This is a genomic window from Rhodococcus sp. NKCM2511, assembly GCF_014905595.1.
Lineage (GTDB): Bacteria > Actinomycetota > Actinomycetes > Mycobacteriales > Mycobacteriaceae > Rhodococcoides > Rhodococcoides fascians.
This window is the reverse complement of record NZ_BNHJ02000001.1, coordinates 1,954,431-1,970,265: the sequence shown is the minus strand read 5'-3', so window position 1 is coordinate 1,970,265 and position 15,835 is coordinate 1,954,431. Positions and strand designations below refer to the sequence as shown.

Genomic DNA, 15,835 nt, shown 5'->3' with positions numbered 1-15,835 from the left:
GGTAATCACACCGACCGTGCTCCGCGCATTACGAGCGCGCGGATATGTCGGGCGGGGACAGTGCGCGTTCGATACTCAGGGCGGCGGCCCGCAGCAACGGGGCGAGCATGTACGGGGCTGCGGTATCGGCGTCGACGACGACCGAGACGGCCGCGCGGATCGTGCGAGTGCGGTCGAAGATCGGTGCGGCGACCGATACGGCGTCCGAGGTGATCTGTCTGTCGCTGACGGCGACTCCGGTTCTCCGAATATCGGCCAGCGTGCGCCGCAGGATGTCCGGATCGCAGATGGTGTGCTCGGTGAATCTGGTCAACGGTGCCGAGCACACCTCCTCCTGAACGTGGGCGGGCGCGTGGGCCAGCAGCGCCAGACCGACTCCGGTGGGCGGCAACGCGAAACGGCCGCCGACGCGCGTGCGCAGGGCCACCGAGTCGCGGCTGCGAATTCTCTCGACGAACACGACCTCGTGACCGTCGCGTACTCCCAGCTGCACGTTCTCCTGGGTGACGTGGGCGAGATCTTCCATGACCGGTAACGCGCTTTCCCTGAGGACCAGGCCCCGCGGTGCGAGTGACGCGATCTCCCACAGTCGCAGACCGATGTGGAATCTGCCCGACCGGTCATCGCGCTCGATCGCTCCCCACCCGACGAGATCGAGCGCGAGCCGGTGCGTGGTGGAGAGCGGGAACCCCGATCGTCGAGCGAGCTCGCTCAACGTCAACGTCGGATGCTCTGGCGTGAACGCCTCCAGCAGTGTCAGCGCGCGTACGGCCACCGGACCGGTGCGAGCGGGGCCCTCGGCCGTCATGGAGTGCTTTCTTCGATTCGTCGGGCTTCGATTCGTGTGGAATGTCGTACAACGAGCTCTACAGTTCGAGAACGAGCCGGGAGCCCGTCGACCGGGACACACAGATCATCATGGTGTCGTTGGCACCGCGTTCCTCCTCGGTCAACAGTGTGTCCCGATGGTCGACGGTGCCGGCGAGAACGGCTGTTTCGCAGGTTCCGCACGTTCCCTCTCTACACGACGAGAGCACCTGCACTCCCGAGTTCGTCACGGCGTCGAGCACCGATTCGTCCGGATGCACGGTGACGGTTCGTCCGCTCACGGAGAGTTCGACTTCGAACGGCGCATTGGGTGTCGGCCGATCGAGTGTGTCGGAACGGAACCGCTCGAGGTGCACGCTTCCTTCGGGCCAGTGCCCCGCCCGTTCGGTCACGGCGTCCAACAAAGGCCCCGGTCCGCAGCAGTAGACGGCCGTGCCGACGCGCGCAGTCCCGAGCAGATCGTCGAGATCGAGCAGTCCTTTTTCGTCCTGCGGGACCACGGTCGTGTTGCCGGGGTAGCGGGAAACGAGCTCGTCGACGAACGCCATACTGTCGCGGGACCGGCCGCCGTACGCCAGCGACCACCCGGCCCCACGCCGCTCGGCCTCGGCCACCATCGTGATGATGGGTGTGATTCCGATACCGCCGGCGATGAACAGATAGTTCTCGGATTCGGTCAACTCGAAGTGATTGCGCGGTCCACGGACACGGACGGTGTCGCCGACGGCAAGGGTGTCGTGGACATGGAGCGAACCACCGCGGGATGCCGGTTCTTTCAGGACACCGATGCGCCAGGTGCCGCGGTCGGCCGGGCTTCCGCACAGCGAGTACTGGCGCGTGATGTCGGAAGTCAACTCCAGATCGATATGAGCTCCCGGCGTCCAGCTCGGTAGGTCTGTGCCGTCCGGCTTGCGCAACTGCAGCAGGGCAACGCCATCCGCGCCGCTGCACTTGTCCGAGACGATCAGATCCAGGTTGCACTCGGGGAGGTTTCGCGTCACTCGGCTCTCCCCACGTGACTCACGAGTTCGCCTCGCACCGAGGGCAACTCGGGATGGACGGGGTCGACGGTCGAGAAGTGCCCGATGGGGTGCGCGAGCAACCACTCCCACAGCAGTGCCGGATCCTCCTCGAGCCGGGACGAGCCACAATGGCAGACGCCGCGCAGCCGGTCGGTACCCGGAACCCACACCACGCGCAGCACGTTGGGACCCTGCAGCATTCGATTCGGTTCCGGTGTCACGACACCACCTCGGCACCTGCTCGCGAGCCCTCGAGGAGCTTGCTCAGAAGCCGACGCGCACCGAGGCCGCCCGCATCGATGTTGATCGACAGTTCCTGGTAGCCGGCCTTTTCGGTGTCCAATGCTTGCTGGAGAATGTTCAGCGCCACCACGTCCTGCATGACCACTGTGCGATTGTTCTCGGCCAGAAACTGGGACACGTCGTCGTCGTCGATCGCGAAATCACGAGCAACAGCCCAGAAGTCGTGTGTCGAGGTCTCGGTTTCCGGAGTGATCGCGTACACGATCTCGCTGTGGAACGCGTGGGCGTCGGAGCCGTCGTCCGCGGGTAGCGGTGATCCGAGCGGAGCGATGCGGCTGTGCAGTAGGTACAGGCACGGGGGCGTGTATTCGATGTCCTGCCAACGTGAGATGCGCGAGTCGATGCCGGTGGACGTCGAGTAGAACGGTGGGCATTCGGCGTCGTCCATGTGCCGCGAGACGTAGATGACGTTGCGATCGTCGTCGATCTCGGTGGTGATCGGTGTGTCGGCGACTTCCGGAGTGCCGATGTAACCGCCGTGCAGGTAGGTCTCGTGCGAAAGGTCCATGAGGTTGTCGACGAGCAACCGATAGTTGCACGAGATCGGCTCCATTCCGCTCACCACGGCGTAATCCGGGGAGTCCATCCACGGGGCGCGAGGGATACGAGCGGTGTCACCGTCGATCGGGTCGTCCGGGTCGGCAATCCACACCCAGACGAACGAATCCTGCTCGTACACCTGATAGGTGGTGAGCCTGGCCGTCCTCGGCACCCGCTTCTGGCCGGGAACGGAGACGCAGCCACCGTCGCTGCCGTACGTGAACCCGTGGTAGCCGCAGACCACGGTGTCGCCATCGAGGTGGCTGGGGGCCGCGGAGAGTGGGTACCGCCGGTGCACACAACGATCGCTCATTGCGGTCACAGCCCCGGACTCGGTGCGCCACAACAGAATGGGCTCGCTGCAAATGGTGCGCGAGAACAGCTCTCGGCCCACTTCTCTGCTGTACGCGGCGACATACCACTGGTTACGGACAATTGTCGTCATCGATTCTCCTGAACACGTAGAAGTCGTTCGGTCGCTTGACGTCTCGTCAGCGCTCGTCACATCGAGTGTGTGGCACGCGACCCCGCCGGTGCGAGCGGACTTCCGGATGCCGGAAGCCCGGTCGGAATCCCGGTCAGAAGAGGAGGACCGGTTTGATCGACGCACCGCTGATCATGTCCGCCACCGCGGAGTTGATGTCGTCGAATCGGTAGTGAGTGATCAAGCGCTGCAGGGGTAATCGACCCGACACGACAAGATCCACCAGCACCGGAATCAGGGTCTGCGTTTCGCTGTCGCCGAGGGTCAGCCCCACGATGCGTCGGCCCGGCAGCATGGCGTTGACGTCGACCGGGACCTCGGTGCCGAAGGGCGGAGCGCCGACGACGACGGCGGTTCCACGAGGGGCCAGGGCATCGATCGCGGTACGCAGCACCCCTACGTTCCCGGTGGTTTCGATGGCTCCGTCGACGCCGGAGCCCTCGGTCAGTTCTGCCAACGCAGCCGCGGTGTCCTCGCGGGTGGCGTCGACGACGTGGGTCGCTCCCAACTCGGTGGCCAGTTCCAGACGTTCGGCAACCCGATCGACCGCGATGATCTTGGCCGCGGGAGTGAGAGCGGCAGCCATGATGGCCGAAAGCCCCACTGCGCCTGCGCCGGTCACCACGACGGTATCTCCCGGGCGTGGACGCAGCACATTCCACACGGCACCGACTCCGGTCTGCACCCCGCAGCCCAGCGGTGCCAGGATCTCCAGCGGTGCGGAGGAATCGACCCGAACCAGGCTCCGCTCGTCCACGATCGCGTGATCCGCGAACGACGACTGGCCGAAGAAATGGCCACCGAGCGCAGTGCCGTTGCGCGTGATCGGGCTGGAGCCGTCGGCGCGAGCCCCACCGATGAGGTTGAGCGGCAACCACGTTGCGCAATAGGCGGGATGACCGGATCGGCAGTTTCCGCAGGTACCGCACGAGGTGAACGACAGCAGAACGTGGTCACCTTCCTGCACGCCGGTGACTCCGGGACCGATGGCTTCGACGACCCCCGCACCCTCGTGGCCGAGGACGCCGGGAAGCGGAAACGGCAGCCCGCCCGCGGCGACGCCCAGATCGGTGTGGCACAAGCCGGCTGCGACGATACGCACGCGCACCTCTCCGCTGCGGGGTTCGCCCAGTTCGACCGGGGACAATGTGAACGCGGCTCCGCCCGATTCGACTACTGCCGCTGTGGTTGTGGTCATGGCACTGCCCTTTCGATTTGGTCGAGGCCTTCGATTCGGTCGAGCCTTCGATTCAGTCGAGCGAGATGACGACGGATTTGACCTTGGTGTACGAGTCGAGGCCCTCGGGGCCGTACTCACGGCCGAAGCCGGAGTTCTTGACTCCGCCGAAGGGAACGGCCGGATCGAGCATCGCCCAGTCGTTGACCCACACGATGCCGGCGTGCAGTCGTGCTGCAACACGATGTGCGCGAGCCACATTCGTCGTCTGCAGACCGGCAGCGAGGCCGTATTCGGTGCCGTTGGCCAGGCGGACCGCGTCGTCTTCGGTGTCGAACGGTTGAACCGTCAGAACGGGTCCGAAGATCTCTTCTCGAACGACCCGCGACGTGGCAGGCAAGTCTGCGATGACGGTGGGGGAGTAGAACGAGCCACCGGCGAGGGGCGTACCGGACAGGTCGGGACGGTGCCCGCCGACGACGATACGGCCGCCGTCGCGGCGGGCGATGTCCACGTACTCCTCGACCTTGTGCACGTGCCGCTCTCCGGCCATCGGCCCGACCACCGTGGCCGGATCGAACGGGTCGCCGACGGGAACACCGGGAACCGCCTGGGCCAGAATGTCCAACACCGTCTCGTATCGGGAGCGCTGGACGAGCAGGCGCGGGCCGCCCATGCAGAACTGCCCGGAGTTGAAGACGAACCCTTTGATGATCGCTCCGATCGCCTTGTCGATGTCGGCGTCCTCGAACACGATGTGCGCGGCGTTGCCACCCAGTTCCATCGTCACCGGTACCAGATTGCGGCCTGCGACCCCGGCAGCGTGCCTGCCCACAGCCGTGGACCCGGTGAATGCGATCTTGTCGACTCCCGGATGCTGCAGAAGTGCCTCTCCCGCAACGGAACCTGTTCCGGTGACAACGTTGATCACGCCTGGCGGTACGCCCGCCTCGGTCAATATTTCAGCCATCAGCAATGCGCTGAGCGGGGTGTCCTCGCTGGGTTTGTGGACCACGGTGTTACCCGCGGCGAGTGCAGGCGCGATCTTCGAACTCGACAAAATCAGCGGAAAGTTGAACGGGGTGATCGCGGCGACCACACCCAGCGGTTCTCTGCGCGTGTACGCGTGCGCAGACAGCGGAGTGTCGCGATGCGATCCACCGAGCGTCTGAGCCAGTGCGGAGCAGTACTCGTACTGCTCCGCGGAGGTCAGTACGTCCACCGGGCGGCACAACGACACCGGCTTACCCACATCGGCGCTCTCGACGGCAACGATCTCGTCGGCGCGTTCGCGGATGAGCTGACCGGCTCGGTGCAGAATGCGTGCCCGTTCGCGTCCGGGCAGTGACGACCAGCGGCCGTCGTCGAAGGCGGTGCGAGCTGCGGACACTGCTGCGTCGACGTCTACAGCGGACGCCTCGGACACGGAGGTGAGCACCGCTCCCGTCGACGGATCGAGCACGTCGGATCGGCCACCTGCGGCAGCGTCACGCCAGTGACCGTCGACGAAGAGCCGTCCGGGAGTGACGTCGGGTCGGGTGAGAGTGACGCTGTCGTCGGTGATCGTCATGAACGCCTCGCTTCGATGGCCGGCTGCGACCTGATTAACAGGGTTCCTTATATACAACCGCGCGCATGCGCGGAAAGCAATAGGCGATCCAGGTGCCGGTCGGCGGCATTCGGTAATTAGGCTGCAGGCACACGCGAGTTCGGAAAGCGAGGTGGTGAACGTGGCATCGAGGCCGTCGTCGGCAGGCGAGCAGCCGACGCTGCTCTACGCCATCAAGCAGGTCGAGCTGGCGGTGCGGGCCCAGATGGATGCGCTGTTGCGGCCGATCAACATCACTGCCGTGCAGTACACCGCGCTGACGGTGCTACGTCGACGCGACGGGCTGTCGTCCGCGGAGTTGGCACGCAATTCCTTCGTGACGGCTCAGACGATGGGCGAGATGATCGCCGCACTCGAGAAGCGTGGATTGGTCACTCGCCGAACGGATCCGGCCAACAAACGGCGGATGCTCACGAGCTTGACCGAGGAAGCACGACGCTTGCTCGCAGAGTACGACGCGCAGATCGGTGACCTGGAGGACCGCATGGTCGCCGATCTGTCGCCGCGTCAACGAGACGAATTCCGCGGCTTCCTCCGTAGTTGTCGCCTGGCTCTCGGACACACCGGGGCGCACTGAGCCCCGAGGAGCGGAGGGTGCGTCAGCGATTGCCCAGGCGGTGTTGCAGGCCCGTCAGCAGTGCCGACAGTCCCAGCTCGAAGGCGACGTCGGTGGGGTTCGGCTGTTCCTCGGGATCGCCCACCGCAGCAGTGAGGGCCGGGTGCATCTGCGGGTCGGGTGTGTAGAGGTTACCGCCGCTGCCCATGTCGAGGGCCGAGCCGAGAATGAAGTTGTCGAACGCGATGATGATCGGAAGTACCTCGGGCCAAGCGAAGCCCGCATCGTGCAGACCGTCGGCGATTCGCTCGTACTCGGACAGCGATTCGCGGTCGCGGATGCGTGAGGTCGCGAACAAGCGAATGGACCCGGGGTGACGGGCGAACGCCGCTCGATACGACCACGCCAACCTCTTCAATGCCTCGTCCCACGGGCCCGTTCCGAAGCCCGTGTTGTCGATCTTGCGACCGATTCGAGCCCGCATTCGATCGATCACTTCGTCTTTTCCGGACACGTGGTGGTACAGCGAGGATGGATGCACGGCGAGTTTGGAGGCGAGCTGTGCAACTGTGAAATCGCCTGTGGCGTCGGTGATCTGAAGTGCGGCATCGACGATGCGATCGACATCGAGTAGTGCTGTCTTCGGCCTTGCCACGTGTACTCCATTTCGCCGGGGTCTTTCCAAACTGTCTTCTGTGGTCTACGTTACGTCAAAACCAAACATCGTTGGATTAATCACACGGAGCCGGCCATGACCATCCCCCAACATTCCGGGCAGCCGAATGCCCTCGATAGTTCCAGCCTCAACTCACGCGACATCGTCTTCTTCGTCGTCGCGGCAGCGGCACCGCTCACCGTCATGGTGGCCGTTGCTCCGATCGCGTTGCTGATCGGTGGGATCGGCGCTCCCGCCGGATACCTGTGCGCCGGTCTGATCAGCACGGTGTTCGCCATCGGCTTCACCAAGATGGCGCGGCACGTGCACAACAACGGCGCGTTCTACTCCTACATCCGGATGGGTCTGGGCAAAGTTGCCGGTCTCGGTAGCGCTCTGGTGGCCGTGGCGGGGTACACCCTCCTGCAGATCAGCACCTACGGGTTGTTCGGAGCGGTGACCAAGGCGACGATGAACGACTTCGTCGGAGTCGACCTACCCTGGTGGCTGTGGGCGTTGGTCGCTGCGGCGATCGTGTCCGTGCTGGGATATCGATCGATTCGGGTGGGGGCCAAGGTCCTCGGCGTGCTGCTCGTTCTCGAAGTGCTGGTGCTGCTCGTATTGGCGATCGCAGTGATCGCCAAGGGCGGTGCGAGTGGTCTGAACCTGCAGCCGTTCTATCCCGAGAACGTCTTCACCGGATCGATGGGGGCGGTACTGGCCGTGTCGTTCGCCGCGTTCGTGGGCTTCGAGGCAACCGCCCTGTTCCGCAACGAGGCGGTACGACCGGACCGGACGGTCCCCCGCGCAACCTATGCCGCTGTCATCTTCCTCGCGGTCTTCTACTGCTTCATCGTCTGGGTTGCGGTCATGGCGTTCGGTGCCGAGAACGCGGTCGCCGCGGCTGCATCGGATCCTGCCGGTTTCTTCTTCACTGCCATGCAGACCTACGTCGGTAGTGCGGCAACGGATGTGATGCGCGTGCTGATCGTCTCGAGCGGGCTGGCGGCTCTGCTGGCCTTCCACAACGCGATCACCCGGTACGGCTATGCGCTCGGTCGTGAAGGAATCTTCCCGGTGCGGCTCAGCCACGTGCACAGCAAGCACTTGTCTCCGCACATCGCCAGCATCGCGCAGACGGCGACGGCCGTAGTGGCCATCGCGTGTTTCGCCGCGGCCGACGTCGATCCGGTCCTGCAGTTGGCTGCGTGGACGGCGAGTACGGGAACCGTGGGAATCCTTGCGCTGCAATGGCTCACCTCTCTCTCGGTTGCCGTGTTCTTCCTGCGCGGTAGAGAAGTGGCACGGGATCGGGGCGCGGCACTCGCTGGAATCGCCGCGTTCGTCCTGATCGGAATCGCTCTGTACCTCGTCGTCGACAAGATCGAAATCGCCACCCTGACGACCGACCCGGTGGTGAACACCGTCGCCTCCATCGGATCCGTCGTGGTGTTCGCGTTGGGTTCGGCAGTGGCCCTGTGGATCCGGGCACGCCGCCCCCAGGTGTACGCACGGCTGGGGACGACCGACATCGATTCCGAGATACTGCCCGATACTCAGGCCGGACCGTCGACCGCGCTACCTGCCGATGATGCACGAGGAGTGCGACATGACTGATGCCACACTGATTCTGATGAACGCCACGGTGCTCACCCAGGTCGATGGTGCCGATCCGCAGCAGGCCGTCGCCGTTCGCGACGACCGAGTGATCGCACTCGGGAGCACCGACAACGTCCTGGGGTGCAGTGGTCCCGGAACGAAGATCATCGACCTGGCCGGGAGCACGTTGACGCCCGGATGGGTCGACGCCCACACACACGTGGTGCAAGGCGCGTTGATGTCACTCGGCGTGGATTTCAGTCGGTGCGAGAATCTGGACGACGTGCGTCGGGTACTGCACGATGCGCACCCGACGGACGGTTGGATTCGCGGCTGGGGCTTGAATCACAACGTATTCGGCGGCCGAGCTCCGAGCTTCGATGCCATCTCCGACTCGGTCACGACCCCTGTTCTCATTCGGTTCTACGACGCGCATTCGTCGCTGGCCAATCGGGCTGCACTCGATATTGCCGGCGTGACCGGCCGAGAGACCTTCGACCACGGCGGTGCCCGAGTGGCGGTGGACAGTGGCGGGAAGACCACCGGTCACCTGATCGAGGAGCCGGCCATCCATCTGGTGGAGGCGGTCATGCCTGCCCAGAACGTCGTCGCGGCGAAGTCATTGTTACGCACCGTGACCGAGGAGATGGCGTCGGTCGGGCTGACCGGGGTGCACGTCATGGACGACCTCCCCGGGACCGTGGAGATGATCCGGGCGCTCGACGAGGACGACGCCGGACTCCGGTTCTGGGTGTACGGCTGGGTCCAGCCGGATCATCCTGCCGGTCGGGTCGCAGAACTCGCTGCGCTGGTGCACGGTACCGCCGGGGATCGGTGGCGATACGCGGGCGCAAAACTGTTCATGGACGGAACCGTCGAAGGTGGAACGGCGTGGTTGTGTCACCCGGACCTGTACGGCGACGGTACCCGGCCGTCGTGGACCGACCCGGAACGGTATGCGGCCGTGGTGCGCGAGCTCGACCGCCGTGCAGTGTCGACGACTACTCATGCGATCGGTGATGCTGCTGTGCACCACTGCGTACGGACGCTGGCGGCCCTCGGGAAGGGGGTTCGGCATCGCCTCGAACACCTCGAGACCGTCTGTCCCGAGGATCTGACAACGATTGCGAACGCCGGTATCGCCGCATCGATGCAGCCGACCCATTGCACCAGGTACACCCGAGCGGACGAGGCCGACGACTGGTCTCGGCGCATGGGTCGCGATCGTATCGACCGTGGTTGGCCGGTGGCGGAGCTTCTCGATCTCGGTGTGACCGTTGCGCTCGGATCCGATTGGCCGGTAGCACATTTCGATCCCCGAGTCGTGATGGCCGATGCCCGGCTACGCCGCCCCGCAGGCCTGCAGGCCGACCCTCCTCGTCAACCCCGGCAGGCGATTTCGGCTCGACAAGCCCTCGACGGGTACACCACCCACGCCGCGGCGGCGGCCGGTCTGACCGACGGAACCGGAACCATCGTCGTCGGTGGTCCCGCAGATTTCACCGCAGTCGGCGGCGACCTGATGGGCCCGGCGGATCGAATTCCCGAACTACCGATCATCGCGACGGTCGTCGGTGGCAGGGTTGTCTACGAACGGTGATCGGTCTACGTGTGCACGATCTACTGTGCAAGATCTACTGTGCGCGGACGATGGACTGCAGCGACTGCCGCAGCTCTCGGACACCGCGGTCGCCGAGGGCTGAGAGCGTGGCGGATTGGGTCGCCGCGAGCGCGCGCTGTGCGTCCACGCACAGCGCGCGGCCGGCGTCGGTCGCGTGGATGCGCTTGTTTCGTCGATCGCCGGGGTCGACCCGTCGGGTGATCAGTTCACGGACCTCCAGATCGTCCACCAACGCCACGATCTGACTGGGGTCCAAGCCCAGTTCCTCCGCGAGCTGCCGCTGGCCGAGTCCGTCCGCATGCTCGCAGGCCAGGGCCAGTACGGAGTACGAACGTACGCGCAGCTCGAAGGGTGCCAGTGCCGTTTTGGCGGCGGCCGTCAGCGACGTTCCTGCGCGCGTCAGCAGGAATCCGATGTCGTCGGACAGGGGTGCGATGTCGGTCATGAGGCTCCTCGTATCGGCGGTAATTCTAGCAAACGTAAATCATTGACTTTATCAATTATTGATGGTTTTCTCAGTCTGGTAACCACGAAGAGGAGAGAGCTATGAATCTCGACAACAAGGTCGCTGTCGTCACCGGTAGCGGCCAGGGGCTCGGACTTGCGTATGCCCAGGACCTCGCGCGCCACGGTGCAGCAGTCGTGATCAACGACGTGAACCAGGCGACAGCCGACGCGGCTGTCTCCTCGATCGTCGACGCGGGTGGACGGGCAGTGGCTGTCGTGGCTCCGGTGGGCAGCACCGAGACCGCACAGAAGTTGGTGGCAGGCGCGGTCGAGGCGTTCGGCCGCCTCGACGTCATGGTCACCAACGCGGGGATCCTGCGCGACAAGGTGTTGTGGAAGATGACCGACGACGACTTCGATGCCGTCGTGAACGTTCATCTCCGCGGCACGTTCACCTGCGCACGCGAAGCAGCCGTTCACTTCCGCGCTCAGGGTGAGGGCGGCCGGATCGTGTGCATCGGCTCTCCCGCCGGTCAGCGCGGAAATTTCGGACAGACCAACTACTCCGGTTCCAAGGCCGGAATCGTCGGCATGGTGCGTACCTGGGCCATGGAACTCCAGCGTGCAGGTGTCACCGTGAACGCGGTGTGCCCGGTGGCGGCCACGGCGATGACCGAGACCATCCCGTTCCTGCAGCCGTACATCGAGGCCATGCATAACGGGGATCCGTTGCCGCCCTTCGCCCGTCGTGAACTCGGGTTCGGGACCCCCGCGGACGCCGCAGGAATCGTCTCTTTCCTGTCAAGCGACGCGAGTGCAGACGTGACCGGTCAGGCATTCGCCGTCGGCGGTGACCGCCTGGCACTGTGGACGCACCCGGACATGATCGCCACGAGTTATCACGACGGTGGCTGGTCGGCCGAGGACATCGCCGCTGTGTGGCCGTCGACGTTCGCGGACAGCCTCGAATCGGTCGGAGAGAACCTCCCCGTCGAGCCGGCGCGATGAGCTCGAAATACGAGTGCGCCATCGACTTCGACTCGATACTCGCACTCGATGTGCACACCCATGTGGAGATCGACGGGTGCGGACACCGCGCACTGGACGACGAATTGATGACCGCGTCGGAGAAGTACTTCAAGTCGGGCGAGGACCGTACTCCAGGGATCGACACCATCGCCGAGTACTACCGGGCCCGCAACATGGCCGCAGTGGTGTTCACCGTCGATGCCGGTGCAGCGTCGGGACATTCACCGAACTCGGTGGAGGAGATCGCCGAGGGGGCGGCACGCCACAACGACGTGTTGATCCCCTTCGGCTCGGTCGACCCGTGGCAGGGTAAGGCCGCCGTGCGGCGGGTGCACCGGCTCGTCGAGGAGTTCGGGGTGCGCGGCTTCAAGTTCCATCCGAGCATGCAGGGCTTCGAGCCGAATGACCGCCGCTTCTATCCGATCTACGAGGCCATCACCGAAGCCGGAGTACCCGCGCTCTTTCACACCGGCCAAACCGGTATCGGTGCCGGACTTCCCGGCGGGCACGGCATCAAGTTGCGCTATTCCGATCCGATGCTGCTCGACGACGTCGCCGCGGACTTCCCCCAACTGACGATGATCATGGCGCACCCCGCGGTGCCGTGGGCGGACGCGCAGATCTCGATCGCCACGCACAAATCGAACGTGTACATCGACCTGTCGGGTTGGGCACCGAAATACTTTCCGCCCCAACTGGTGCGGGCGGCGAATTCCATGCTGAAGCGAAAGGTGTTGTTCGGCTCGGACTTTCCGGTTCTGACGCCGGATCGTTGGATGAAGGACTTCGCCGAGCTCGACATCAAGGACGAGATCCGTCCACTCGTGTTCAAGACCAATGCACTGGCCGCACTCGGCCTGTCCGCCAAGGAGACATCATGACCACCCGCGTCGCCACTCTCGCCGAGTTGAAGAACCTCGAAGGCACCGAACTGGGAACCAGCTCGTGGATCGAGGTGCCGCAACAGCGCATCGACACCTTCGCCGACGCCACCGACGACCATCAGTGGATTCACGTCGATCCCGAACGGGCGAAGGCCGAAAGCCCCTTCGGCGGTCCGATCGCGCACGGCTATCTGACTCTGTCGCTGATCATTCCGATGTGGGACGAGCTACTGGTCGTCGACAGCGTCACCACGAAGATCAACTACGGATTGAACAAGGTTCGCTTCACCAACCCGGTCCCCGCCGGCGGCCGAGTGCGCCTGGCCGCCACGCTGAAGGGGTACGAGGAGCTGCCCAAGGGCGGAGCTCAGCTGACCGTCGCCGCGACGATCGAACTCGAAGGCAGCGAGCGCCCCGCGGTCGTCGTCGAGGCCGTCTACCGCATGTTCGACTGAGATCACGGACCCGAGAGGAACAGATTTCAGATGCGTAATCAAGGCGTCGGTTCGTGGATCCGTCGACGTACCAGGCAGTGCCCGCGAGCAACGGCACTCGAGTTCCGCGGCCAGGTCTCGACCTACGAGCAATTGGACGAGCGCACCACCCGGCTCGCGCACGGTCTACGTGAGCTGGGGGTGGGCCCCGGGGACCGGGTCGGGCTGTTGTCCACCAATCATCCCGCCTACCTCGAAGTACTGTTCGCCTGTGGCGTGCTCGGAGCGATCTTCGTGCCACTCAACGCACGGTTGACCGCACCGGAAGTTGCTTTCGCAGTGCAGGACTCGGGGCTGTCGTTGTTGGTGCATTCCGAGGCCTTGCACGACGTCGCGACCTCGGCGGTCGGTGACGGCCCCACGCGTCGCCTCACGCTCGGCGGGGAGTACGAATCGCTGATCGCGGCGGCCCGCTCGACGCGCATCGACGAAGCGGTGGAGGGTGCGGATCTGTGCTTCGTCATGTACACCTCCGGTACGACCGGTAAACCCAAAGGCGTCGTGATGACTCACGACAATGTGCTGTTCGCCGTTCTCAACGCAGTCCTCGATCTGGACCTGTGCAGCGACGAGGTGGCCCTGGTCTGCGCTCCGCTGTTTCACACCGCCGCGCTCGACATGGTTGCGTTACCTGTCCTGTTCAAGGGCGGCTCGGTCGTCATCGAGGAAGGGTTCGATGCCGGACGCGTGCTCCATCTGGTCGAATCGCGCTCGGTCACGTACACGTTCGGAGTGCCGACGATATTGGACTCGCTCGTCTCGCATCCCGCGTGGGACGACACGGATCTGACGTCGCTACGCCGGGTGGTGGTGGCCGCGGCGCCGGTGCCGCCGCGCACGCTCCGTACGTATTCCGAACGCGGGATCAAGATGTGTCAGGGCTACGGGCTCACCGAAAGTGGTCCTGGCGCAACGATGCTCGCTGCCGTCGATGCCGAACGAAAAATGGGTACCGCGGGTGTTCCCCATACGTTCTCCGACGTCAGGATCGTCGACGCGATGTCGCAGCCGGTGGAACCGGGGGAGCGCGGTGAAATCCAGATCCAGGGTCCCCACGTGATGAAGGAATACTGGGGTCGTCCCGACGCGACCGCCGACGTGTTCGACGACGGCTGGCTTCGTACCGGCGACGTCGGAATTTCCGACGCGGAGGGATTCGTCACGATCGTCGATCGGCTCAAGGACATGATCATCTCGGGCGGAGAGAACATCTATCCGGCCGAGGTCGAAGCGGCACTTCTCGAACTGCCCGGCATCGACAGTTGCGCAGTGTTCGGTGTACCGGACGAAAAATGGGGCGAATCCGCCGTTGCCGCAATCACTGTCGTCGAGGGAGCAGACGTCGACCTCGATGCCATCGCGGACGCGCTCGGCGGCCGGCTCGCGCGGTACAAGATCCCCAAGCGATACATCCTCGTCGACGAGATCCCACGCAATCCGACGGGCAAGATCCGCAAGAACGAGTTGCGGGAGCAGTATTCGATACCTGCTCCCGCGTCCACTCAGTCCGTCTGAGCCTGTGGCTGGTTCTGTGTGATGCAGTGAATTCCGCCCCCGCGGGCGAAGAGTGGCCGAGCGTCGACGGTGACGACGGTGCGGCCCGGGTATGCCGCCGACAGAATGGCAGCAGCCTCTTCGTCCGCGGGATCGCTGTAGCTGCAGGCGATCACACCGTCGTTGACGACGTAGTGGTTGATGTAGCTGTAATCGACGAAGCCCTCCTCGTCGCGGAGAATCTCCGGTGCCGGGACTTTCACGATGGTCCACTTCTCACCGCGTGCGTCCGTGCTGTTCTCGAAGATCTCGAACACGGCCTTGCTGATGTCGTGATCGGGGTGTTCGGGATTGCGTTGGTCGTGCACCAGAACGACGCCGGGCGAGGGGATGGCAGCGACGATGTCGACGTGGCCTCGGGTTCCGAACTCGTCCGCGTCACGGGTGAGTCCACGAGGAAGCCAGATCACCGTGGTGGCGCCGATCGTGCGGGCAAGTTCGGCCTCGACATCGGCCTTCGACAGCGTGGGATTGCGACCGGGATCGAGTTGTACCGTCTCGGTGACGAGAACCGTTCCCAGTCCGTCCACCTGAATACCACCGCCCTCGTTGACGATCGGTGAATCGATCATCTCGGCACCGGACTTCTCGACGACGAGCGCGCCGATCTTCGAGTCCTTGTCCCAGCGCGCCCAGTCCTGCGCGCCCCAGCCGTTGAACACCCAGTCGACGCCGCCGACACGGCCGTCCTCGGACAGCACGAACGTGGGCCCGATGTCGCGCATCCAGGCGTCGTTCAACGGTGCCTCGAGGATGTCGATGGGGAATGTGCTCTCGGACGAGAGGTAGGTGCGTGCGACGGCACTTTCGGCGGGGTCGACGACCACGGTGACCGGCTCGAATCGAGCGACCGCCTGCGCGACCTCGGCCCACGTGGTGCGAGCCTCGTGGTGCTCCTCGGGCGTGTCACCGAGCGAATACCCCTCGCACGGATAGGCCATCCAGGTCCGTTCGTGCCGAACACCTTCGGCCGGCATCGTCCACGTCATCACTGCCTCCCGAGGTTCGAGGCCGCAGCAGCGGGCGAGTTGTG

Annotated in this window: 16 protein-coding genes; 7 read left to right on the top strand and 9 right to left on the bottom strand. The window is 64.7% G+C overall.

Going from position 1 to position 15,835, the window contains the following annotated elements:
• Positions 1-28: 28 nt before the first annotated feature.
• The 6 genes from JLZ96_RS08990 to JLZ96_RS08965 all read right to left on the bottom strand — a co-directional run bounded on the left by JLZ96_RS08990 (position 29) and on the right by JLZ96_RS08965 (position 5,924).
• Positions 29-808 carry an IclR family transcriptional regulator gene (locus JLZ96_RS08990; protein WP_032386433.1) on the bottom strand — a complete coding sequence of 260 codons (780 nt, stop codon included), beginning with the start codon at positions 806-808 and terminating at the stop codon, positions 29-31.
• 58 nt (positions 809-866) lie between these two features.
• Positions 867-1,829: a PDR/VanB family oxidoreductase gene (locus tag JLZ96_RS08985; protein ID WP_201009872.1), complete on the bottom strand. Its 963-nt coding sequence runs from the start codon at positions 1,827-1,829 to the stop codon at positions 867-869.
• Positions 1,826-2,071 carry a hypothetical protein gene (locus JLZ96_RS08980; protein WP_201010780.1) on the bottom strand — a complete coding sequence of 82 codons (246 nt, stop codon included), beginning with the start codon at positions 2,069-2,071 and terminating at the stop codon, positions 1,826-1,828. Before JLZ96_RS08980 ends, JLZ96_RS08985 begins: the two co-directional genes overlap by 4 nt.
• Entirely contained in the window at positions 2,068-3,138 is a 1,071-nt protein-coding gene (locus JLZ96_RS08975; RefSeq protein ID WP_201009871.1) for an aromatic ring-hydroxylating dioxygenase subunit alpha, read from the bottom strand. Before JLZ96_RS08975 ends, JLZ96_RS08980 begins: the two co-directional genes overlap by 4 nt.
• Positions 3,139-3,271: 133 nt before the next feature.
• A complete protein-coding gene (locus JLZ96_RS08970; RefSeq protein WP_201009870.1) occupies positions 3,272-4,375 on the bottom strand; it encodes an NAD(P)-dependent alcohol dehydrogenase in 1,104 nt (367 codons plus the stop codon).
• A gap of 52 nt (positions 4,376-4,427) precedes the next feature.
• Positions 4,428-5,924, bottom strand: coding sequence for an aldehyde dehydrogenase (locus JLZ96_RS08965; RefSeq protein WP_032381517.1), 1,497 nt, complete (start codon positions 5,922-5,924; stop codon positions 4,428-4,430).
• A gap of 160 nt (positions 5,925-6,084) precedes the next feature.
• On the opposite strand from JLZ96_RS08965, the gene JLZ96_RS08960 reads away from it, so the two are divergent.
• Positions 6,085-6,540, top strand: a complete 456-nt coding sequence (locus JLZ96_RS08960) for a MarR family winged helix-turn-helix transcriptional regulator (protein WP_032367306.1) — start codon at positions 6,085-6,087, stop codon at positions 6,538-6,540.
• A 22-nt stretch (positions 6,541-6,562) separates the two neighbouring features.
• Here JLZ96_RS08960 and JLZ96_RS08955 read toward each other — a convergent pair whose 3' ends face one another.
• Positions 6,563-7,174 carry a TetR/AcrR family transcriptional regulator gene (locus JLZ96_RS08955; protein WP_032366821.1) on the bottom strand — a complete coding sequence of 204 codons (612 nt, stop codon included), beginning with the start codon at positions 7,172-7,174 and terminating at the stop codon, positions 6,563-6,565.
• Positions 7,175-7,270: 96 nt separating this feature from the next.
• Here JLZ96_RS08955 and JLZ96_RS08950 point away from each other — a divergent pair, with 96 nt between their 5' ends.
• Positions 7,271-8,791: an APC family permease gene (locus JLZ96_RS08950; RefSeq protein WP_082519242.1), complete on the top strand. Its 1,521-nt coding sequence runs from the start codon at positions 7,271-7,273 to the stop codon at positions 8,789-8,791.
• Complete coding sequence (locus JLZ96_RS08945; protein WP_201009869.1) at positions 8,784-10,373, top strand: amidohydrolase; 1,590 nt, start codon at positions 8,784-8,786, stop codon at positions 10,371-10,373. The genes JLZ96_RS08950 and JLZ96_RS08945 overlap by 8 nt, the downstream gene beginning before the upstream one ends.
• A 34-nt stretch (positions 10,374-10,407) precedes the next feature.
• Here JLZ96_RS08945 and JLZ96_RS08940 read toward each other — a convergent pair whose 3' ends face one another.
• Complete coding sequence (locus JLZ96_RS08940; RefSeq protein WP_032366820.1) at positions 10,408-10,839, bottom strand: MarR family winged helix-turn-helix transcriptional regulator; 432 nt, start codon at positions 10,837-10,839, stop codon at positions 10,408-10,410.
• Between the two features lie 101 nt (positions 10,840-10,940).
• Here JLZ96_RS08940 and couN point away from each other — a divergent pair, with 101 nt between their 5' ends.
• The 4 genes from couN to JLZ96_RS08920 are packed head-to-tail and all read left to right on the top strand — an operon-like array spanning position 10,941 to position 14,763.
• Complete coding sequence (couN, locus tag JLZ96_RS08935) at positions 10,941-11,849, top strand: 4-hydroxyphenyl-beta-hydroxyacyl-CoA dehydrogenase (protein ID WP_032366819.1); 909 nt, start codon at positions 10,941-10,943, stop codon at positions 11,847-11,849.
• Positions 11,846-12,751 (top strand): 4-hydroxyphenyl-beta-ketoacyl-CoA hydrolase, encoded by a 906-nt coding sequence (couO, locus tag JLZ96_RS08930; protein WP_032366818.1) that lies wholly within the window; start codon positions 11,846-11,848, stop codon positions 12,749-12,751. The genes couN and couO overlap by 4 nt, the downstream gene beginning before the upstream one ends.
• Positions 12,748-13,209: a p-hydroxycinnamoyl-CoA hydratase gene (couM, locus tag JLZ96_RS08925; RefSeq protein WP_032366817.1), complete on the top strand. Its 462-nt coding sequence runs from the start codon at positions 12,748-12,750 to the stop codon at positions 13,207-13,209. Before couO ends, couM begins: the two co-directional genes overlap by 4 nt.
• A 30-nt stretch (positions 13,210-13,239) precedes the next feature.
• Positions 13,240-14,763, top strand: a complete 1,524-nt coding sequence (locus JLZ96_RS08920) for a long-chain fatty acid--CoA ligase (RefSeq protein WP_201009868.1) — start codon at positions 13,240-13,242, stop codon at positions 14,761-14,763.
• On the opposite strand, the gene JLZ96_RS08915 is transcribed toward JLZ96_RS08920, so the two are convergent.
• A complete protein-coding gene (locus tag JLZ96_RS08915) occupies positions 14,751-15,791 on the bottom strand; it encodes an agmatine/peptidylarginine deiminase (protein ID WP_094621548.1) in 1,041 nt (346 codons plus the stop codon). The genes JLZ96_RS08920 and JLZ96_RS08915 overlap by 13 nt on opposite strands.
• Positions 15,792-15,835 lie beyond the last annotated feature (44 nt).

Bases quoted from the DNA above. Each gene is read 5' to 3' on its own strand.
- JLZ96_RS08990 (WP_032386433.1), bottom strand. From the start codon at position 808: ATGACGGCCGAGGGCCCCGCTCGCACCGGTCCGGTGGCCGTACGCGCG.
- JLZ96_RS08975 (WP_201009871.1), bottom strand. From the start codon at position 3,138: ATGACGACAATTGTCCGTAACCAGTGGTATGTCGCCGCGTACAGCAGA.
- JLZ96_RS08970 (WP_201009870.1), bottom strand. From the start codon at position 4,375: ATGACCACAACCACAGCGGCAGTAGTCGAATCGGGCGGAGCCGCGTTC.
- JLZ96_RS08965 (WP_032381517.1), bottom strand. From the start codon at position 5,924: ATGACGATCACCGACGACAGCGTCACTCTCACCCGACCCGACGTCACT.
- JLZ96_RS08950 (WP_082519242.1), top strand. From the start codon at position 7,271: ATGACCATCCCCCAACATTCCGGGCAGCCGAATGCCCTCGATAGTTCC.
- JLZ96_RS08945 (WP_201009869.1), top strand. From the start codon at position 8,784: ATGACTGATGCCACACTGATTCTGATGAACGCCACGGTGCTCACCCAG.
- JLZ96_RS08940 (WP_032366820.1), bottom strand. From the start codon at position 10,839: ATGACCGACATCGCACCCCTGTCCGACGACATCGGATTCCTGCTGACG.
- couN (WP_032366819.1), top strand. From the start codon at position 10,941: ATGAATCTCGACAACAAGGTCGCTGTCGTCACCGGTAGCGGCCAGGGG.
- couO (WP_032366818.1), top strand. From the start codon at position 11,846: ATGAGCTCGAAATACGAGTGCGCCATCGACTTCGACTCGATACTCGCA.
- couM (WP_032366817.1), top strand. From the start codon at position 12,748: ATGACCACCCGCGTCGCCACTCTCGCCGAGTTGAAGAACCTCGAAGGC.
- JLZ96_RS08920 (WP_201009868.1), top strand. From the start codon at position 13,240: ATGCGTAATCAAGGCGTCGGTTCGTGGATCCGTCGACGTACCAGGCAG.
- JLZ96_RS08915 (WP_094621548.1), bottom strand. From the start codon at position 15,791: ATGACGTGGACGATGCCGGCCGAAGGTGTTCGGCACGAACGGACCTGG.